The 19,155-nt window shown below is 69.2% G+C and carries 22 protein-coding genes; 11 read left to right on the top strand and 11 right to left on the bottom strand.

Going from position 1 to position 19,155, the window contains the following annotated elements:
• Positions 1–29: 29 nt before the first annotated feature.
• The 5 genes from BST44_RS10060 (at position 30) to BST44_RS10040 (ending at position 5,853) form a co-directional block, all read left to right on the top strand.
• Positions 30–1,223 carry a ferredoxin reductase gene (locus BST44_RS10060; protein ID WP_439330708.1) on the top strand — a complete coding sequence of 398 codons (1,194 nt, stop codon included), beginning with the start codon at positions 30–32 and terminating at the stop codon, positions 1,221–1,223.
• Between the two features lie 96 nt (positions 1,224–1,319).
• Positions 1,320–2,615: a fatty acid desaturase family protein gene (locus BST44_RS10055; protein WP_083176958.1), complete on the top strand. Its 1,296-nt coding sequence runs from the start codon at positions 1,320–1,322 to the stop codon at positions 2,613–2,615.
• Between the two features lie 36 nt (positions 2,616–2,651).
• Positions 2,652–3,716, top strand: coding sequence for an AraC family transcriptional regulator (locus BST44_RS10050; protein ID WP_083176957.1), 1,065 nt, complete (start codon positions 2,652–2,654; stop codon positions 3,714–3,716).
• Positions 3,717–3,791: 75 nt separating this feature from the next.
• Positions 3,792–5,288 (top strand): flavin-containing monooxygenase, encoded by a 1,497-nt coding sequence (locus BST44_RS10045; RefSeq protein WP_083176956.1) that lies wholly within the window; start codon positions 3,792–3,794, stop codon positions 5,286–5,288.
• 28 nt (positions 5,289–5,316) lie between these two features.
• A complete protein-coding gene (locus BST44_RS10040) occupies positions 5,317–5,853 on the top strand; it encodes a hypothetical protein (protein WP_083176955.1) in 537 nt (178 codons plus the stop codon).
• A gap of 154 nt (positions 5,854–6,007) precedes the next feature.
• On the opposite strand, the gene BST44_RS10035 is transcribed toward BST44_RS10040, so the two are convergent.
• The 3 genes from BST44_RS10035 to BST44_RS10025 form a co-directional block, all read right to left on the bottom strand.
• Entirely contained in the window at positions 6,008–7,000 is a 993-nt protein-coding gene (locus BST44_RS10035; RefSeq protein ID WP_083176954.1) for a quinone oxidoreductase family protein, read from the bottom strand.
• 274 nt (positions 7,001–7,274) lie between these two features.
• Positions 7,275–7,763, bottom strand: a complete 489-nt coding sequence (locus BST44_RS10030) for a DUF302 domain-containing protein (RefSeq protein ID WP_083176953.1) — start codon at positions 7,761–7,763, stop codon at positions 7,275–7,277.
• Positions 7,763–8,935, bottom strand: a complete 1,173-nt coding sequence (locus BST44_RS10025; RefSeq protein WP_083176952.1) for a thiolase family protein — start codon at positions 8,933–8,935, stop codon at positions 7,763–7,765. The genes BST44_RS10030 and BST44_RS10025 overlap by 1 nt, the downstream gene beginning before the upstream one ends.
• An 88-nt stretch (positions 8,936–9,023) precedes the next feature.
• Here BST44_RS10025 and BST44_RS10020 point away from each other — a divergent pair, with 88 nt between their 5' ends.
• The gene (locus BST44_RS10020) at positions 9,024–9,497 is read left to right on the top strand and encodes a winged helix-turn-helix transcriptional regulator (RefSeq protein WP_083176988.1); all 474 of its coding nucleotides are present in this window, start codon (positions 9,024–9,026) and stop codon (positions 9,495–9,497) included.
• On the opposite strand, the gene rsgA is transcribed toward BST44_RS10020, so the two are convergent.
• Both rsgA and aroA read right to left on the bottom strand, forming a co-directional pair.
• Positions 9,484–10,464 carry a ribosome small subunit-dependent GTPase A gene (gene rsgA / locus BST44_RS10015; RefSeq protein ID WP_083176951.1) on the bottom strand — a complete coding sequence of 327 codons (981 nt, stop codon included), beginning with the start codon at positions 10,462–10,464 and terminating at the stop codon, positions 9,484–9,486. The two genes, BST44_RS10020 and rsgA, sit on opposite strands and share 14 nt — an antisense overlap.
• Positions 10,461–11,753 (bottom strand): 3-phosphoshikimate 1-carboxyvinyltransferase, encoded by a 1,293-nt coding sequence (gene aroA, locus BST44_RS10010; RefSeq protein ID WP_439330706.1) that lies wholly within the window; start codon positions 11,751–11,753, stop codon positions 10,461–10,463. The genes rsgA and aroA overlap by 4 nt, the downstream gene beginning before the upstream one ends.
• Before the next feature lie 43 nt (positions 11,754–11,796).
• On the opposite strand from aroA, the gene BST44_RS10005 reads away from it, so the two are divergent.
• Entirely contained in the window at positions 11,797–12,558 is a 762-nt protein-coding gene (locus tag BST44_RS10005) for an SOS response-associated peptidase (protein WP_083176949.1), read from the top strand.
• Between the two features lie 6 nt (positions 12,559–12,564).
• Here the strand turns inward: BST44_RS10005 and BST44_RS10000 are convergent, their stop codons facing one another.
• From BST44_RS10000 to BST44_RS09990, 3 genes are all read right to left on the bottom strand, one after another.
• Complete coding sequence (locus BST44_RS10000) at positions 12,565–12,816, bottom strand: hypothetical protein (protein ID WP_083176948.1); 252 nt, start codon at positions 12,814–12,816, stop codon at positions 12,565–12,567.
• Between the two features lie 67 nt (positions 12,817–12,883).
• Positions 12,884–13,369: an aminoacyl-tRNA deacylase gene (locus BST44_RS09995; RefSeq protein ID WP_083176947.1), complete on the bottom strand. Its 486-nt coding sequence runs from the start codon at positions 13,367–13,369 to the stop codon at positions 12,884–12,886.
• A gap of 10 nt (positions 13,370–13,379) precedes the next feature.
• The gene (locus tag BST44_RS09990; protein ID WP_083176946.1) at positions 13,380–14,228 is read right to left on the bottom strand and encodes an SDR family oxidoreductase; all 849 of its coding nucleotides are present in this window, start codon (positions 14,226–14,228) and stop codon (positions 13,380–13,382) included.
• Positions 14,229–14,532: 304 nt separating this feature from the next.
• Here BST44_RS09990 and BST44_RS09985 point away from each other — a divergent pair, with 304 nt between their 5' ends.
• Complete coding sequence (locus tag BST44_RS09985; RefSeq protein WP_167380181.1) at positions 14,533–15,180, top strand: sigma-70 family RNA polymerase sigma factor; 648 nt, start codon at positions 14,533–14,535, stop codon at positions 15,178–15,180.
• On the top strand, positions 15,177–15,479 hold the full coding sequence (gene rsrA / locus BST44_RS09980; protein ID WP_007168135.1) for a mycothiol system anti-sigma-R factor: 303 nt from the start codon (positions 15,177–15,179) through the stop codon (positions 15,477–15,479). The genes BST44_RS09985 and rsrA overlap by 4 nt, the downstream gene beginning before the upstream one ends.
• 6 nt (positions 15,480–15,485) lie before the next feature.
• On the opposite strand, the gene BST44_RS31680 is transcribed toward rsrA, so the two are convergent.
• Complete coding sequence (locus BST44_RS31680) at positions 15,486–15,560, bottom strand: 50S ribosomal protein bL37 (RefSeq protein ID WP_011728008.1); 75 nt, start codon at positions 15,558–15,560, stop codon at positions 15,486–15,488.
• Between the two features lie 203 nt (positions 15,561–15,763).
• Here BST44_RS31680 and BST44_RS09975 point away from each other — a divergent pair, with 203 nt between their 5' ends.
• Together BST44_RS09975 and BST44_RS09970 are read left to right on the top strand one after the other, a co-directional pair.
• Positions 15,764–15,979 (top strand): biotin/lipoyl-binding carrier protein, encoded by a 216-nt coding sequence (locus BST44_RS09975; RefSeq protein WP_083176987.1) that lies wholly within the window; start codon positions 15,764–15,766, stop codon positions 15,977–15,979.
• Positions 15,980–16,035: 56 nt separating this feature from the next.
• Positions 16,036–17,535 (top strand): sensor histidine kinase, encoded by a 1,500-nt coding sequence (locus tag BST44_RS09970; protein WP_083176944.1) that lies wholly within the window; start codon positions 16,036–16,038, stop codon positions 17,533–17,535.
• Positions 17,536–17,635: 100 nt separating this feature from the next.
• Here the strand turns inward: BST44_RS09970 and whiB1 are convergent, their stop codons facing one another.
• On the bottom strand, positions 17,636–17,890 hold the full coding sequence (whiB1, locus tag BST44_RS09965) for a transcriptional regulator WhiB1 (protein WP_007168139.1): 255 nt from the start codon (positions 17,888–17,890) through the stop codon (positions 17,636–17,638).
• Between the two features lie 281 nt (positions 17,891–18,171).
• Positions 18,172–19,137: a diacylglycerol/lipid kinase family protein gene (locus tag BST44_RS09960; RefSeq protein WP_083176943.1), complete on the bottom strand. Its 966-nt coding sequence runs from the start codon at positions 19,135–19,137 to the stop codon at positions 18,172–18,174.
• Positions 19,138–19,155 lie beyond the last annotated feature (18 nt).

The raw sequence follows: 19,155 nt of genomic DNA, 5'->3' as shown, positions 1-19,155 counted from the left end.
TCGTGAAGCCCCGGGAATCCACCACAATGGTGAGCGCAACCAAGACGCCGCGTAGTGAGCAGGAGCTTCCCCTGGGCAGACGTAACCCATCGATCACGGGCAACGTCGTCGAGACCAAGCGGCCAGTCGTCGCCGGCGCCGATCGGCATCCCGGTTGGCACGCGCTGCGCAAGATCGCCGCGCGCATCACGACGCCACTGTTGCCCGACGACTACCTGCATCTGGCCAATCCACTGTGGTCGGCGCGGGAAGTGCGGGGCCGCATCCTCGAGGTGCGCCGCGAGACGGAGGATTCGGCGACCCTGGTGATCAAGCCGGGTTGGGGCTTCAACTTCGACTACCAACCGGGTCAGTACATCGGGATCGGCCTGCTCATGGACGGGCGCTGGCGCTGGCGGTCGTATTCGTTGACGTCCAGCCCCGCCGCGACGTCCGGATCCGGCTCCGCGCGCACGGTCACCATCACCGTCAAGGCGATGCCCGAAGGGTTCCTCTCGACCCACCTGGTGGCGGGGGTCGAGCGGGGGACCATCGTCCGGCTGGCCGCGCCGCAGGGCAACTTCGTGCTGCCCGACCCCGCGCCGCCGTCGATCCTGTTCCTCACCGCCGGCTCCGGGATCACCCCGGTGATGTCCATGCTGCGAACGTTGGTGCGCCGCAACCAAATTGGCGACATCGTGCACGTGCACTCGGCGCCCACCGAATCCGACGTGATGTTTCGCGCCGAGCTGGCCGCGCTGGCCGCGGACCATCCGGGCTACCGCCTGGCGCTCCGGGAAACCCGCACCCAGGGCCGTCTGGACCTGGCCCTGCTCGACCGCGAGGTGCCGGACTGGCGCGAACGGCACACCTGGGCCTGCGGGCCCGAGGGCATGCTGACCCAGGCCGAGAAGATCTGGTCGGTGGCGGGCGCCGGGGACCGGCTGCACCTGGAACGGTTCGCCGTCTCCAGGGCCGCGCCGGCCGGCGCCGGCGGAACGGTCACCTTCGCCCGCAGCGGCCGCGCCGTCGCCGCCGATGCCGCCACGTCGTTGATGGACGCCGGCGAGGGTGCCGGCGTGCAGATGCCCTTCGGCTGCCGAATGGGTATATGTCAGTCATGCGTCGTGAGCCTGGTGGAGGGTCACGTGCGCGATCTGCGCACCGGCGCCGAGCACGACCCGGGCACGCGAATTCAGACCTGCGTGTCGGCCGCCTCCGGCGACTGTGTGCTCGACATCTAAATGCTACTCACAGGTAACCTACGGATTCGTAGGTTACGATAGCGTAGGTCTGGACCTGGTTAGGGACCGGACAAATCGACCGTAGGGAGGAAGACGATGGCGATCACCGACGTCGACGTATTCGCCCATCTGACGGACGCCGACATCGAGAACCTGGCCGTTGAACTGGACGCCATTCGCCAGGACATCGAGGACTCACGTGGGGCGAAAGACGCCCGCTACATCCGCCGCACCATCGCGGCGCAGCGCGCGCTGGAGGTTTCCGGCCGGCTGCTGCTGGCCGCGAGTTCGCGCCGCTCCGCGTGGTGGACGGGAGCCGTCACCTTGGGCGTGGCCAAGATCATCGAGAACATGGAGATCGGCCACAACGTCATGCACGGCCAGTGGGACTGGATGAACGACCCCGAGATCCACTCCACCACGTGGGAATGGGACATGAGCGGGTCGTCCAAGCACTGGCGCTACACCCACAACTTCGTGCACCACAAGTACACGAACATCCTCGGGATGGACGACGACGTCGGCTACGGCCTGCTGCGCGTCACCCGCGACCAGCGCTGGAAGCGCTTCAACCTGCTCAACCTGGTCTACAACACCATGCTCATGCTCCTGTTCGAGTGGGGCGTCGGCCTGCAGCACGTGGAGCTCGGGAAGATCGCCAAGAAGCGGATGGGTCACGACGACGCCCGCCAGCGGGTGGACGAGTTCCTCGCGAAGGCCGGCCGTCAGGTGCTCAAGGACTACGTCGCGTTCCCCGCGCTGACCGCGCTGTCGCCCGGGGCGACCTACACGTCCACGCTCAAGGCCAACGCCCTCGCCAACGTGATCCGCAACGTGTGGGCCAACGCGGTGATCTTCTGCGGCCACTTCCCCGACGGCGCAGAGAAATTCACCAAGACCGACATGATCGGCGAGACCCGCGGGCAGTGGTACCTGCGCCAGATGCTGGGCAGCGCCAACTTCGAGGCCGGGCCGGTGCTGCGGTTCATGAGCGGCAACCTGTCCCACCAGATCGAGCACCACCTGTTCCCGGACCTGCCGAGCAACCGGTACGAGGAGATCGCGGTGCGGGTGCGCGAGGTGTGCGACAAGTACGACCTGCCCTACACCACGGGCTCGTTCCTGGTGCAGTACGCCAAGACCTGGCGCACGCTGGCCAAGCTGTCGTTGCCGAACTCCTACCTGCGCGACACCGCCGATAACGCGCCGGAAACCCGCAGCGAGCGGATGTTCGCCGAACTCGAGCCCGGTTTCGCGGGCACGGACCCGGAGACCGGCCGGCGGCGCGGGCTCAAGACCGCGATCGAGACCGTGCGCGGCTGGCGGCGCGCCAAGCGCGCACAGCGCGAGGCGCGGCGGGCGGTGGGCGGCGCGGACGACCTGGCCGCCTGACCCCCGTCGCTGCCGCCGTTCGCCATACTGGGACGCGTGCAGGTGTTCGTCGGGTCGCAGGTATCGCACTGGGACTTCCCGCGCAGCACGGCCAGTGTCGCGCTGATGGCCGAGTTCGGTTGCGAGAACGGGCTTGCCGTGGCCGACGTGCTGGACGACACCGGCCTGTCGGAGGCCCATCTGCGCGACCACACCCGGATGATCGTGGGACGCCAGGAGCTGGCGGTGGTGACGAACCTGGTGAACCTGCTGGGGGACCCGGCCGACCTCGGGGTGCGGGTGGGCGGCAGTTACCACGTCGGGTCGCTGGGCATCTTCGGTTTCGCCTGCCTGACCAGTTCGACGCTGGGCGACGCCGTCCGGTTCGCGGCCCGCTATTACGAGCTCAGCTACGGTTTCTGCCTGCCCACCGTCGCGGTGGAGGGCCCGGTCGCGGCGATGCGGCTCGACCTGCCCGACGTCACCGGTCCGGTGGCGGAGTTTCTGGTGCGCCGCGATTTGGCGGCGATCGCCCGGGTGATGGCCGAGCTGCTGGGCCGGCCCATCCCGTTCACCTCGATCGAGTTCGCCGGCCCGGCGCCCGCTTCGGGTGACGCGTTGGCGCGCAAGGTATTCGGCGTGGCACCGCGTTACGACTCGCCGGCCAACGTGGCGCGCTGGCCGGCCGCCCTGTTGGGCGATCCGCTCCCGCAGGCCAGCGAGATGACCGTGGCCATGTGCGAGCAGCAGTGCCGCGCCCTGCTGGAACGCCGCCGGCAGCGGACCGGCGTGGCCCAGCGCGTCCGCGAGCGGCTGGCGTCCATCGACGGTGAACCCCACACGATCACGGCCGTCGCCCGGCAACTGGCGATGAGCGAGCGGACGCTGCGGCGGCGCCTGGCCGAGGAGAACACGACCTTCCGGGATCTGGTCGAGGAGGTGCACCGGGTCCTCGCCGAGGAGTTGCTGGCGACGGGCGCGCTGTCCGTCGAAGACGTGGCGCTGCGGCTCGGCTACGCCGAGGCGACGAGTTTCATCGCCGCCTTCAAGCGGTGGACGGGCACGACGCCCGCGCGCCACCAGCGTTCGGTCGCGCCCCGCGCGCGGCTGGTCGCCGTCTGAGCGTGGCCGGAATCATGGATTTGCCGTCCGCAATCGGCTGCCCGTGACCCGTCGCCCGCCCCTACCGTGTGATTCATGACTTCGCCCACTCGCAAGCCGCGCGTCCTGGTCATCGGGGCCGGGTTCGGTGGCCTCGCCGCCGCCCACGAGCTGTCCCGGGACGGTCTCGCCGACGTGACCATCCTGGAGAAGGCCGACGACATCGGCGGCGTCTGGCGGGAGAACACCTATCCCGGTGCCGCGTGCGACGTTCCGTCCAATCTGTACTCCTACTCCTTCGCCCGAAAGACCGACTGGGGGCGCAGATACGCCGAGCAACGCGACATCCTCGGCTACATCCACGACACCGCCGACCGGTTCGGCCTGCGCGACCTGGTCCGGACCGGGGTCGAGGTCACGTCGGCCCGCTACGACGATTCCACCGCCGGCTGGCGGGTGGAGACGTCGACCGGCGAAACCTTCGAGGCCGACGTGCTGGTGCCCGCCGTGGGCCAGCTGTCGCGCCCGGCGCTCCCGAACGTCCCGGGGCTCGACACGTTCGCGGGACCGTCGTTCCATTCGGCGCAGTGGCGCCACGATGTCGACCTGGCCGGCAAGCGCGTCGCGGTGCTGGGCACCGGCGCGTCGGCGATCCAGTTCGTCCCGCGCATTCGCCGGGTCGCGGGGCGCGTCACCGTCTTTCAGCGCTCCGCGCCATACGTCATCCCGAAGCCGGACCGCGCCTACACCGGCGCGCACCACGCGGCGTTTCGCACGGTGCCCGGGTTCGCCGCGGCCATGCGCACATTGATCTGGGAGATCTCGGAGTTCTTCGGCCTCGCGCTGACCAAGGTCGCCCCGCTCGCCCGGGTGATCGGCGTCGTCGCGGCGGCAAACCTCAAGCGCCACATCAAGGATCCCGTGCTGCGGGCCAAGCTCACGCCCGACTACCCGATCGGCTGCAAGCGCGTGCTGTTCAGCAGCGACTGGTACCCGGCGCTGGCCTGCGACAACGTCGGCGTCGAGACCCAGGCGATCACCGAGGTGACGGCGACCGGCCTGCGCACCGCCGACGGCGTCTTGCACGAGGCTGACGTCATCATCTACGGCACCGGGTTCAAGGCGACCGAATTCCTTGCGCCGATGACGGTCACCGGCCGCCACGGGCGCGACTTGCAGACCGAATGGGCCGGCGGTGCCCGCGCCCACCTGGGCATGGCCGTGCCGGGCTTCCCGAACATGTTTTTGATCTACGGCCCGAACACCAATCTGGGCAGCAGTTCGATCATCCTGATGATGGAGCAGCAGGCCCGCTACATCCGCCAGCTCACCGAACAGCTCGCCCGCGGGGGCGTGGCCCGCGCGTTCGACGTCCGGGCCGCCGTGGAGCAGGCCTACGACGCCGAGGTGCAGTCCCGCCTGGACGCCGGCGTGTGGACCACCTGCGACTCCTGGTACCGCGCCGCCTCGGGCCGGGTCACCACCAACTGGCCGGGACTGGTGCACGAATACCAGCGGCGCACGCAGACGGCGGTGCTCGGCGACTACGAGGTGGTGCTGCCCGAGCGGGCGGCCGAGGAAGTCGGTGCCTGACGCAGCGGCCGGTACTACGCTCGGAATCATGCTCGCAGCGTTCGGATTCGAAACCATGGGCGTGGTCGTCGGGGACATGTTCTTCGTCGACCCGCGCCCGCTCGAAGGTCAGGAGACCCCGGAGCGGGGGGTCAGGCTGGAACTGCGCCTCGTCGACCGTGCCGACCCGCAGGGGTCGATCTACGCCGGCGTCCCGATCGCCTTCAACCGTCCGGTGTGGCGGGTGGACCTGTTCGGCTCCACCGAAAGCCCGCCGGGGACGCTGGACCGCGCCCACCACCACCCGAAGTTCGACGGGTGGGAACCCGGGCGGCGGCACTTCGTTCCCGAGTTGTCGGCCGACCCCGTCGCCTGGCTGGCCGGGCAGCTGGCCGACCCGGCCGCCGTGCTGGCCCGGGCGGGCGTCGATCCCGACGAGGTGAGCGACGCCGATAAGGCCGGGCTGGCCGCGGCGGCGCCGGAGATCGTGGCCGCGGTGAAGCGGATGCTCGACGGCGTGCGGGACGGGGCGTTGGCCCCGCCGCCGCCCGAGCCGGTGGCCGCGGCCCGCACCGGCTGGCTGTAGTTCACGGGCCGCTGCGGCTCGTTCTCGGCTTTGGTGCCCAGTTGCTCTGCGGCCCAGCGTGATTCATGGGCCAGTACGACGGGCGCGAAACTGCTCTTTACCCGCTGGCGTTACCTACCGGGTTCGGTTGAGCCGAAGCCAACGTGATGGACGCTCAAGGCTTTACCTCGATCACCACTTTACCCATCGGGCCTTCGGCTAGGCGTTCGAAGGCTTGCGGCAACTGCTCGAACGGAAACGCACGGTCGACCAGAGGCTGTGCGCCAGAGCGGGCCAAGATGCCCAAGAGGTCGTGCCAGCCGGCGCGATGCTGCTCCGGTGTGTAGAAGCTGAGAGCCATTGCGCCGATTCGGAGCCAGCGGGAAAAGAGCGTGCCCGTGTAAAAGTTGGGCACCGGGCCTCCGAGTTCTCCCACCAGGCTGAGTCTTCCCGAATCGCCCATCGTATCGATGACTTCGGGAAGCAGCGTGCCCCCAATCGTGTCGACTGCCAGGTTCACCCCGCCTCCGTTCAGGGCATCTTTTACGCGAGCTCGCCACTGCGGGTCCTCAGGGTTGAATGTGAACCTCGCTCCGAGATCCTCGAGGCGTCGTTGCTTTTCCTCGCTGCGCGAAAGGGCCACGACCGTGTGGCCCATCGCCGCCGCCAGTTGCACAGCCGCAACTCCGACCCCTCCTGATGCGCCGGTGACCAGCACCACGGAGTTTTCCTTGAGCGGTTCCCACATGGTGAGCGCGCGGTACGCCGATAGATAAACCACGGCGGCGCCCGACGACTGCTCTTCGGTCCAACCTGCGGGGATCTCCGCTAAGTTGACCGCCGGTATCGACACTTGTTCGGCAAACATGCCCCAACGGAGAAGCCCAACATCACTGCGCAGAAGAACGCGCCTTTCGCCCACCTGCACACCCTCGACGCCCTTGCCGACTTTGATTACTTCCCCGACGCCATCCCGTCCCAGCACGTGCGGCGCAGGTGGATATACCGGATACGGGTAGCGCCTCTCTGCCATCATCCGGTCGGCCGGATTTAAGCCGGCGTAGTGGACTTGTATGACCACTTCGCCTTCTTCTGGGACCGGATCAGGCGCGTCAGCCAGGGTCAGATGATCTATCCCTGCATGTCCATCCCACAGCCACGCTCTCATAACTGCTTCTCCCTTGCGGCTATTCGTGATCAGCAAACCATGACAACCACGCGGTCGAATGGGTCGAGTGCGGTGTTCGTCCTGCGAGCGTCTCAGATGTGCGGATGCAACGTGCCATGCCCAGTGCACTCGGCACGGCGGCGTGTGTCGAAGTCCTGAGTGTTCGTGCGGTGCATAGCGAAAGAGTACTGACCCACTGGATCCCCCCAACGTCAATCGTCTGCAGCGCGTCTGCAGTATTTCCTGCAACGACGGCCGCGCTGAGCAAGTCGCGTCACGAGCCGCCGGTCACCTTGGTGGCCAGTGCGGCCAGCTTGTCGTCGAGTTCTTCTGCGGCGCTGAGCAGCTCGGGATTGGGACCGATCACCATCAGCGATGACGGCTTTACGTACGTCAGGCTCGAGACCGAGTCCTCCTCGACCACGAGCAGCTCGACCGGTGCGAACAGGCCCGCGCTGACATCGTGGCGCAGCATCGTGATCGCGATCAGCGGATTGCCCAGGATGACACGGATCGCCTTGCGGTCGATGCCGGCCTTCGTGATCCACGCGCCGTGGTCGAGCAGCGCGAACAACATGAATCCGCTCGGGCCGACGTGGGTTTCGACCTCTTGCCGGTATGAATCCCAGTCCTTGTGCTTGTTGGCGATGTCGTTTATCGGGACGGGCCGCTCGCCGATGTCGGCCAGCAACGCGGCGAGCAACTCCTCGTAGCCCTTGGTGCTGTCGTAGCGCACCCGCACGCCGTCGAAGTGGGTCTCCATCAGAGCCGCTCGATGATCGTCGCGTTGGCCATCCCGCCGCCCTCGCACATGGTCTGCAGCCCGTACCGCCCGCCGCGCTGCTCGAGCGCGTTGACCAGGGTCGTCATGATGCGGGCGCCGCTGGCGCCCAGCGGGTGACCGATCGCGATGGCGCCGCCGTTGACGTTGGTCTTGGCCAGGTCGGCGCCGGTGTCGTGCGCCCAGGCGAGCACCACGGGCGCGAACGCCTCGTTGACCTCGAACAGGTCGATGTCGGCCAGCGTCAAGCCGGCCCGCTGCAGCGCCTTTTCGGTGGCCGGGATGACCCCGGTCAGCATGTAGAGCGGATCGGAGCCGACCACGGTGGTGGTGTGGATGCGGGCCAGCGGGCGCAGCCCGAGTTTCTTGGCGACCTCGCCGCTGGTGATCATGACCGCGGCGCTTCCGTCGGACAGCGGTGACGAGTTGCCGGCGGTGATTTCCCAATTGATCTGCGGGAAGCGGGCTTCCATCGCCTCGCTGTAGAACGCGGGCCGCAGGCCGGCCAGCGTTTCGACCGTCGTGCCGGGCCGGATGAACTCGTCGCTGGCAAGGCCGGCGATGCCGATCAGCTCGTTGTCGAACAGCCCGTCCTTGGTGGCGCGGGCCGCCTTGTCGTGGCTGCCGGCGGAGAACTCGTCGAGCTGGGTGCGCGAAAAGCCCCAGCGCGCCGCGATCAGCTCGGCGCTGATGCCCTGCGGCACCAGGCCGTCGGGGTAGCGCCGCGTCATGTCGTCGCCGAACGGGTTGCTGCCCGGCAGCACCGAGGTGCCCATCGGAACGCGGCCCATCGACTCCACGCCGGCGGCGACGACGATGTCGTAGGCGCCGGCCAGCACGCCCTGCGCGGCGAAACTGATGGCCTGCTGGCTGCTGCCGCACTGCCGGTCGATCGTGACCCCGGGAACCGACTCGGGGAATCCGGCGCCCAGCAGCGCATTGCGGGCGATGTTGACCGCCTGGTCGCCGACCTGCGTGACGGCGCCGGCGATGACGTCGTCGATCTGCGCGGGGTCCACGCCGGTGCGGGCGACCAGCTCGCGCAGGCTGTGGGCGAGCAGGTCGGCGGGCAGCACGTCGTGCAGCGCGCCGCTCGGCTTGCCCTTGCCGATCGGGGTCCGGACGGCTCCGACGATCACGGCGTCGCGGTTCATGGCTCCTCCTCGAGCTGAGTATTAACTTCTATACCCAGCTATAACACCTAGGTACACTGAATGCAACCTAGATCGGAGGGTGATCTGCGTGACAATGCTGCAGGGTCCGCTGGCCGACCGTGAGGCATGGTCGGCGGTCGGCGAGTGTGCGATCGAGAAGACCATGGCGGTCGTCGGGACGAAATCCGCGATGCTGATCATGCGTGAGGCGTACTACGGCACGACCCGGTTCGACGACTTCGCGCGCCGGGTGGGCATCACCAAGGCGGCCACCTCGGCGCGGCTGGCCGAACTGGTCGAGCTCGGCCTGTTGACGCGCCGGCCCTATCGGGAACCGGGGCAGCGCAGCCGGGACGAATATGTGCTGACCGAGGCGGGGATCGAATTCATGCCGGTGGTGTGGGCGCTGTTCGAGTGGGGCCGGCGCCATCTGCCGGGTCGTAACCGGCTCCGGTTGACACATCTGGGCTGTGGCGCCGACGCGGAGGTGCAAATACGGTGCAGCGAGGGACATTTGGTGCCCCCCGAGGAACTGGGCATGCGGCTGGCTAAGCCTGATTGAGCGCGCCCAGCAGGCGGCGGGCCGCGGCCACCCGGCGGGCGGCGGGGCCGGACAGGGCGTCGAGCGCGCACTCGGGGTCGGCCGGCGGCCCCATGTGTCCGCAGCCGCGCGGGCAGTTCTCGATCGCGCCGGCCAGATCCGAGAAGGCCATCAGCACGTCGCCGGGCTCGATGTGCGCCAGCCCGAAGGACCGGATGCCCGGGGTGTCGATGACCCAGCCCGACGTCGCCAACGGCAAAGCGACCGACTGGGTGGAGGTGTGTCTGCCCCTGCCGATGTCGGTGACTTCGCCGACGGCCCGTTCCGCTTCGGGCACAAGGCGATTCACCAGCGTGGACTTGCCGACGCCGGAATGGCCCAGCAGGACGGTGATCTTGCCGGCGAGCAGGTCGGCCACCGCGAGCAGCGGATCGTCGCGGCCGGCGGCGACCACGGTCAGGTCCAGGTCCACGAAATGGGCGGCGAACGGCTCCGGCGCGGCGAGGTCGGTTTTGGTCAGGCACAGGATCGGGGTCAGCCCGCCGGCGAAGGCGGCGATCAGCGCCCGGTCGACCAACCCGGTGCGCGGCGGCGGGTCGGCCAGCGCCACGACGATCAGCAACTGGTCGGCGTTGGCGACCACCACCCGCTCGGTGGGATCGGTGTCATCGGCGGTGCGCCGCAACACCGTTCGCCGTTCGGCGCGCCGCACGATGCGGGCCAGGGTGTCGGTCCGCCCGGACAGGTCGCCGACGACGTCGACGTCGTCACCCACCACGATCGGGGTGCGGCCCAGTTCCCGGGCGCGCATGGCCGTGACCCGCCGGGTGGGGTCGCCGCCGAGCACGCATCCCCAGCGCCCGCGGTCGACGCTGACCACCATTGCGGCCTCGGCATCGGCGTGCTCGGGACGAGTCTTGGTGCGCGGTCGCGAGCCCCTGCCGGAGCGGACCTTGACATCGGACTCGTCGTAGTCGCCGGGCCTCAAATATCGGACTCCAACATGCGCGCCCACAGCTGCGGGAACTCCGGCAGCGTCTTGGAGGTGGAGCCGACGTCGTCCACCTCGACGCCGGCCACCCGCAGCCCGACGATCGCGCCGGCCATCGCCATCCGGTGGTCGGCGTAGGCGCGCCAGACGCCGGGGTGTAGCGGTCTCGCGGTGATCACCAGCCCGTCGGGCGTTTCGGTGCAGTCACCGCCGAGGCGGTTGATCTCGGCGCTCAGCGCGGCGAGCCGGTCGGTCTCGTGGCCGCGCAGGTGGCCGATGCCGGACAGGTGCGACACCGATCCCGGCTTGGCCAGCGCGGCCAGCGCCGCCACCGCCGGGGTCAGCTCGCCGACGGCGCGCAGGTCGACGTCGAAACCGGGGTAGTCGGTGCTACCCTGCACCTCGAGGAACGAATCACCTTGGTTGACAACGGCATTCAGCTTTCCTAGCACGGCCAGGATGTGGTCGGCGGGCTGCACGCTGGCCGCCGGCCAGCCGGTGATGCGCACCGTTCCGCCGCTGACCGCGGCCGCCGCCAGGAACGGAACCGCGTTGGTCAGATCGGGCTCGACCTGCCAGTGCCGGGCCGCGACCGGGCCGGGGCGCACTTGCCAAACGTTGCGAACCGAGTCGTCGACGTCGACTCCGGCCTGCCGCAGCATCACCACGGTCATCGCGATGTGCGGGGCCGACGGCAGCGTCGCGCCGGTGTGTCGCACGGTCAGGCCCTCGGTGAACGACGCCGCGCACAACAGCAGTCCGGACACGAATTGCGACGACGCCGAGGCGTCGATGTCCACGGTGCCCCCGGCAACCGAGCCGCCGCCGTGCACCCGGAACGGCAGGCCCGTGCCCTCGATCGACACGCCCAGGCCGCGCAGCGCGTCGAGCAGCGGCGCGATGGGCCGCGCCCGGGCCTGCTCGTCGCCGTCGAACTCCACCACCGCCTCGGCCAGCGCGGCCAGCGGCGGGACGAAGCGCAGGACGGTGCCGGCCAGGCCGCAATCGACGCGCGCGTCGGGCCCGGGCGCGATTCGGCCGGTGACCGTCAGGTCGGGTCCGGCGCCGTCGACGCGCAGGCCCAGCGCGCGCAGCGCGCCGATCATCAGGTCGGTGTCCCGGCTGCGCAGCGCGCCGGTGATGGTCGGGGTACCGCCGGTTGGCGGGCCCTGCGCGGCCGCCAGGGCGGCCAGCACCAGCGCGCGGTTGGTCTGCGACTTCGAGCCCGGGACGGTCACGGTCGCGTGCACCGGGCTGGCCACGTTGGGGGCCGTCCACATGCTCACCGGTCCATCATGGCGTGTCACCGCCTTCTGCCACCATGAAGGTATGTGCGGACGGTTCGCGGTCACCACCGATCCGGCGCTGCTGGCTCAGAAGATCAAGGCGATCGACGAGGCCACCGGCGCCTCCGAAAACGCCGGGGCGCCCAACTACAACGTGGCCCCCACCTCGACCATCGCGACCGTCGTGAGCCGGCACACCGACCCCGACGACGAGCCCACCCGGCGGGTGCGGCTGATGCGCTGGGGGCTGATCCCGCCGTGGGCCAAGGCCGCCGGCGACGGCGCGCCCGAGACCAAGGGCCCGATGCTGATCAACGCCCGCGCGGACAAGGTCACCACTTCGCCCGCGTTCCGGGCGAGCGCCAAGTCCAAGCGGTGCCTGATCCCGATGGACGGCTACTACGAATGGCGCGTCAACGACGCCGCCGCCGGCAAGAAATCCCGCAAGACGCCGTTCTTCATGTACCGGGCGGACGGCGAGCCGCTGTTCATGGCGGGCCTGTGGTCGGTCTGGAAACCGGCGAAGGCGGGCTCGCCGCTGCTGAGCTGCACGATCATCACCACCGACGCGCCCGGGGAGCTGGCCGAGATCCACGACCGGATGCCGCTGGTGGTGCCCGAGGGGGAGTGGGACCGCTGGCTGGACCCGGACGGCCCGATCGACCAAGAGCTGCTCACCCGCCCGCCCGACGTGCGGGGCATTCGCATGCGCGAGGTGTCGACGCTGGTCAACAACGTCCGCAACAACGGGCCGCAGCTACTCGAGCCGGCCGACCCGGAACCCGAGCAGGCCCGCCTACTTTAGGTTGCTTTAGTTGCTGAGAACCAGCTTCCAGTTGCCGTTGACGTTGCGATCCGGAATGCACCAGAAGTTGTTCCAGTTTCCCGGGGTCGAGGCCTTCACGCCCGGCCCGGCGTCCTGGCAGGCCTGACGGGTCGGGTAGTTGCCCTCGGTCTGGATCGTGTCGGCGTTGCCCACGCCCACACCGGTGGTCATCAGCCCGGCCACAGCCAGCACACCGGCGGCGACGATCGTCGCGCCGCGGGATCGCTTCGTCTTCATGGCGGGAGCGTAACGCCACGGCGAGAAATCGGCCCCGGTTTTCGCCACGGCGTTACGCCCGCAGCGGCTACGCCCGGATGCCGGCGGTGACCGCGGCGGTCAACCGGATCAGGTCCTGCGGCGACACCCCGAGGTCCCAGCCGCGCCGCCCGGCGCTGCAGTACACCCGGTCCCAGGCCAGGGCGCCCGCGTCCACCACGGTCGGCAGCGCCTTGCGCTGCCCGAACGGCGACACGGCGCCCAGCACGTATCCGGTGGCCCGCTCGGCGGCGGCCGGCTCGGCCATGCTCGCCTTGGCCGCCCCCAGCGCCGCCGCGGCCGCCTTCAGGGAAAGCCGTTCCGGCACCGGCAGGATCGCGACCGCGAGCCCGCGCGGCACGGCGATCACCAGGGTCTTGAAGATCTGCTCGGGCGCGATGCCGCGCGCCGTGAGCGCGTGCACCGCCTCGCCGCCGAACGAGCGTTCGCGCGGATCGTGCTCGAACGTGACGACCTCGTGGGGCACACCGGCTTTCACCAACGCGGCCAGCGCGGGCGTGGCGGCACGGGCCACCGCTGAGCCGCTACGGGCCCGTGTACCCCGGCGGGTTCACGCCGTCGACCCAGAAGTCGACGCCGAGCTGCCCACCCGGCACGCAGTTGTACACCGACAGGTCGGTGACGCCGGACTCCAGCAGCACGTCCTCGCACAGCAGCGTGTTGCCGGTGTACTCGCGGGCGGGCTTGTTCAGGATGACGTAGGCCGCGTCGGAGTACACCTCGGGCTTGCGGGCGCGGCCCATCGCCTCGTCGCCGCCGAGCAGGTTCTGCACCGCGGCGGTGGCCACCAGCGTGCGCGGCCACAGCGTGTTGGACGCGATGCCCGCGTCGCGCAACTCCTCGGCGATCCCCAGCGCACACAGCGTCATGCCGAACTTGGCCATCATGTACGCGGTCGGCTTCAGCCACTCCTTGCCGAGCAGCACGGGCGGGGACAGCGTCAGGATGTGCGGGTTCTGCGCGGACTTCAGGTGCGGGATGCAGGCCTGCGACACCGCGTACGTGCCGCGCACCTGGATGCCGTTCATCAGGTCGAACCGCTTCATCGGCACCTCGGTGATGGATCCCAGGTTGATCGCCGACGCGTTGTTGACGCAGATGTCGATGCCGCCGAACTGCTCGACGGTCTTGGCCACCGCCGCCTCGACGGACTCCGGGTCGCGGACGTCCCCGACGATGGGCAGGGCCGCACCGCCGGCCTCCTCGAGCTCCTTGGCGGCGGTGTACACCGTGCCCGGCAGCTTGGGGTGCGGTTCGGCGGTCTTGGCGATCAGGGCGACGTTGGCGCCGTCTTGCGCGGCGCGTTTGGCGATCGCCAAGCCGATACCGCGGCTCGCGCCGGAGATGAACATGGTCTTGCCGTTCAGGGACATGGCGTCACACTAACGTCCTGCCGTCGCCGGCCGGGCCGGGGGACGGGCGGGCCCCGATCACGCCGGGAAATAGCACGTCGGCCACCGCTGTTGAACCGTTCGGTCTCTGATGTTATGCGGGCGCACCCGGGCAGACACTGTCGGTGGCAGCCTCTAGATTGGGAGGAGCGGTTTGGTGTCAGCGGCGACGAGCCTGTTGGACCGTCCAATGGGTGCCGAGCGGGGGGCTTGCTTTCTGGCAAGCCCGGTGGCGCTTTCAGCGCTGCCCGGCGACACCGCAGCAGAAGGGACCGGGGTAATCGACATGGCCGACACAGACGGCGCGGCAGCACAGGAGATTCCCGATCCCGCCGTGCAGGAGACGGACGCGGAGTTGATGGCGCGCTTCGAGCGCGACGCGATTCCCCTGCTGGACCAGCTCTACGGCGGCGCGCTGCGCATGACGCGCAACCCCGCCGACGCGGAGGACCTGCTGCAGGAAACCATGGTGAAGGCCTATGCGGGCTTTCGCTCGTTCCGGGCCGGCACCAACCTCAAGGCGTGGCTGTACCGGATCCTGACCAACACCTACATCAACAGCTACCGCAAGCGGCAGCGTCAACCGGCCGAATACCCGACCGAGGAGATCACCGACTGGCAGCTGGCGTCCAACGCCGAGCACTCGTCCACCGGGCTGCGCTCGGCCGAGGTCGAGGCGCTCGAGGCGCTGCCGGACACCGAGATCAAGGAAGCGCTGCAGGCGTTGCCGGAGGAATTCCGGATGGCCGTCTACTACGCCGATGTCGAGGGCTTCCCTTACAAGGAAATCGCCGAGATCATGGACACGCCCATCGGGACGGTAATGTCACGGCTGCACCGCGGCCGACGTCAACTGCGTGGGCTGTTGGCCGACGTGGCCAAGGAGCGGGGCTTCAACCGCGGCCACCAGGCGCACGAGGAGGTGTCGTCATGAGCGAGCTTTCCGGCTCCAGCGACACGTGCCCCAACGACGACGACCACGGCGCCGTAGGCTGCGCCGAGGTCATCCGGCAGGTCTGGCTGCTGCTCGACGGCGAATGCACGCCGGAGTCGCGGGATCAGCTGCGCCGCCACCTCGAAGCGTGCCCCGGTTGCTTCAAGCATTACGGCCTCGAGGAGCGGATCAAGGCGTTGATCGCCACCAAATGCCGGGGCGAGAAAGCCCCGGAGGGCCTGCGTGAGCGGCTACGTCTGGAGATCCGGCGGACCACCATCATCCGGGAGACGCGGTAGCGGTCCTCAGGCGTTGGGCCGCTTGCCGTGGTTGGCCTTGCTGTGCTTGCGGTCGCGCTTCTTACGGCCTCGTTTGGCCATGGGTCGAACCTCCGTTGAGTGGTCTGCGATGCGGGCGCCGCGCGCCCGTCAGCCTGCCGCCCAGTCTCTCACGGAAGTCGGGCGTGGCGACAACGGCCCGTGCGACGCGGCCTCGAGCGGTCCTGTGGTTCGATATAGACCGAGCCTGACGAAAGCTTGACGAGCAGCCAGCCTGCGCTATGGCCGAAACGAGTGGGGTGATGATGGCCGAGGACGTGCGCGCCGAGATCGTGGCCAGCGTGCTTGAAGTCGTAGTGACCGAGGGTGACCAGATCGGCAAAGGCGACGTCGTGGTGCTACTGGAGTCGATGAAGATGGAGATCCCCGTCTTGGCCGAGGTCGACGGCACCGTCAGCAAGGTGAGCGTCGCTGTGGGCGACGTCATCCAGGCGGGCGACCTGATCGCCGTGATCAGCTAGCCCCGAAAAGCTTGGACCGCCCGATCTGCTGCCGGGGATGGCCCGGGGAGTGAGCGATGTCGACTCTCGGTGATCTGCTCGCCGAACACACCGTGCTGCCGGGCAACGCGGTGGACCACCTGCACGCGGTGGTGGGGGAGTGGCAGCTGCTGGCGGACCTGTCGTTCGCCGACTACCTGATGTGGGTTCGCCGCGACGACGGCAAGTTGGTGTGCGTGGCGCAGTGCCGCCCGAACACCGCGCCCACGGTGCTCGTCACCGACTCGGTGGGCAGCGTCGTCGACGCCGACCGGCTGGCGCTCGTCGCCGAGACCTTCGACTCCGGCACCGCCCAGCGGGACGGCGAAGGGGCGCAACAGGATTCGTGGCTCCCCGGCCCGCACGTGGAGGCCTCCCCGGTGCGGTACGGCGCCCAGGTCGTGGCCGTGCTCACCCGGCACCAAACCGCCGTCGCGGCCGACCGCACGTCCGGCCAGCTGGAGACCGCGTACCGGGACTGCGCCGGCGATCTGGTCCACATGCTCGCCGACGGCACCTTTCCCGACGTGGGCGACGTGGTCATGTCGCGCTCCACCCCCCGGGCCGGCGACGGCTTCATCCGGTTGGACGTCAACGGCGCCGTCGCCTATGCCAGCCCCAACGCGGTGTCGGCCTACCACCGGATGGGCCTGACCAGCGAGCTGGAGGGCCGCAACCTGGTGAAGGTGACGCGGCCGCTGATCTCCGACCCGTTCGAGGCGCAGGAGCTGGCCGAGCACGTGCTCGACCTGCTTGCCGGCGGGAAGAGCATGAGGATGGAGGTCGACGCCGGCGGCGCCACCGTGCTGCTGCGGACGCTGCCGTTGATGGTCGACGGCGCGAGCGCCGGTGCGGCGGTGCTGATCCGCGACGTCACCGAGGTGAAGCGCCGCGACCGGGCGCTGATCTCCAAGGACGCGACGATCCGCGAGATCCACCACCGGGTGAAGAACAACCTGCAGACGGTGGCGGCGCTGCTGCGCCTGCAGGCCCGCCGGACGGCCAACGCCGAGGGCCGCGAAGCCCTGATCGAGTCGGTCCGCCGGGTGTCGTCCATCGCCCTGGTGCACGACGCGCTGTCGATGTCGGTGGACGAGCAGGTCAACCTCGACGAGGTCATCGACCGGATCCTGCCGATCATGAACGACGTGGCGTCGGTGGACCGGCCGATCCGGATCAACCGGGTCGGCGACCTGGGCGTGCTCGACTCCGACCGGGCGACGGCCCTGATCATGGTCATCACCGAACTGGTGCAGAACGCGATCGAGCACGCGTTCGACCCGGCCGTCGAAGAGGGCTCGGTGACCATCCGCGCCGAGCGTTCGGCGCGCTGGCTCGACGTCGTCGTCCACGACGACGGCCGCGGGCTGCCCGACGGCTTCAGCCTGGAGACCTCCGACAGCCTCGGCCTGCAGATCGTGCGCACGCTGGTGTCGGCGGAACTCGACGGCACGCTGGGCATGCGCCAGGCGCCGGCCCGCGGCACCGACGTGGTGTTGCGAGTGCCGATCGGCCGGCGGGCGCGATTGGTGTTATAGGTATGACCCACCCGCGCGGGGACGCGCCGTACACAACCGCGCCGTACACGACAGTGCGGCCCCGACTTTCGCCGGGGCCGCACTGTGTGCTCTGACTGTGTCAGACTCCGCTGCGGGCCTTCGTCCGGGCGTTGCGACGCTTGAGTGCGCGCCGCTCGTCTTCGCTCATGCCGCCCCAGACGCCCGAGTCCTGGCCGGTGTTCAGGGCCCAGGACAGGCAATCCGTGGTCACCGGGCACCGATTGCAGACCAGTTTCGCGTCAGCGATCTGCGCGAGCGCCGGGCCGCTGTTCCCGACCGGGAAGAACAGCTCCGGGTCCTCGTCGCGACACACCGCCTTGTGGCGCCAATCCATACGTTCTTACTCCTCACTGAGTGCGCAGCAAGGCGCACGGCCAATTTTCTTCGGCTGTTAACGCGTGCACAAGAAAAGGGTCCGCACCCCTATCTAAATTTCTGCATGCAACCTTTTGATCGTTTCACAGGCTCAACAGAAGTCAATAGCGTGAGTTCGCTCGTGGGCTATCTCACTTTGATCATTCCGTAGCCGAGCCATTACTCCGTTGTACTACACTGGCGGGCCAATATCGGGGAAATTTTTCGCCGCCGGGCTTCCGTGCGCTTCGTTTCCGCAGCTCAGAGCCGATTTTTTCGGGGCGGCGCGACCACCGCCAACGCGTCGGGCACCGCCCGGAACGTCATGGTTTCCCGCACCCCTAGGTAGTCGCCGTCGAACTGGCAGGCCACCGGCCCCCCGGTCGAGGTGACCCGCAGGCAGGGCACGTCGTCCTCGGTGATGAGGTGGTCGAACTCGAACTTGGGCCGCTTGGCGAACATCTGCCGCACGATGCGCAGGGTGGGGATCGTCTTCAGGGTCTTGGGCGCGAACACGCCCAGCCCCGACTCGAAGGTGCAGCCGGGGTTCGTCCAGACCGGCCGGTCGTTGGCGAACGTCCAGGGGCTGGAATTGGACACGAACGCGAAGCTCACCCCCGGGATCGGTGCGCGGCCGGGCAATTCGAGCGTGAGCATCGGCTCGCGGCGCGTGTATCCCCAGACGGCGGGCACCGCCGCGCGGATGTACCGCCACGCCGTGACCTTGCCGCCCTTGTCGCGTTCGGCCTCGACCGCGGCCACCACCTCCGCGTCGACCCCCATCCCGGTGTTGAACACGGCCCACCGCTCGCCGCAGTCGATCAGGCCGATGCGGCGCCAGGTGTGGTGGCGGCGGTAGTCGTCGAGCAGCTGGATGAGCTGGTTGGTGGCGGCCACCGGATCGCGCGAGATGCCCAGCGACCGCGCCAGCACGTTCGCCGAGCCGCCGGGGACCACCGCGACCGCGGGAACGGGTCCCGTCGGCACCGATCCGGGACAGCCGAGCAGGCCGTTGACCACCCCGCTCACCGTGCCGTCGCCGCCGTGCACCACGACCAGGTCGACACCGTCGGCGACCGCCTTCTCGGCGAGTTCGGTGCCGTGACCGCGGTGGCTGGTGTGTTCGACGGTGAGTTCCAGGCGGCTCTTGAGCGCGTGCGCCAGCAGGTCGCGACCGGCCGGGGTGGTCGAGGTGGCGGTGGGGTTCACGATCAGCACGGCGCGCATGAGGCACGAGCTTATGCG

The sequence above is a fragment of the Mycobacterium scrofulaceum genome (assembly GCF_002086735.1).
Classification (GTDB): Bacteria; Actinomycetota; Actinomycetes; order Mycobacteriales; family Mycobacteriaceae; genus Mycobacterium; species Mycobacterium scrofulaceum.
The sequence above is the reverse complement of the archived record's forward strand: the minus strand, read 5'-3'. Positions and strand labels throughout refer to the sequence as shown.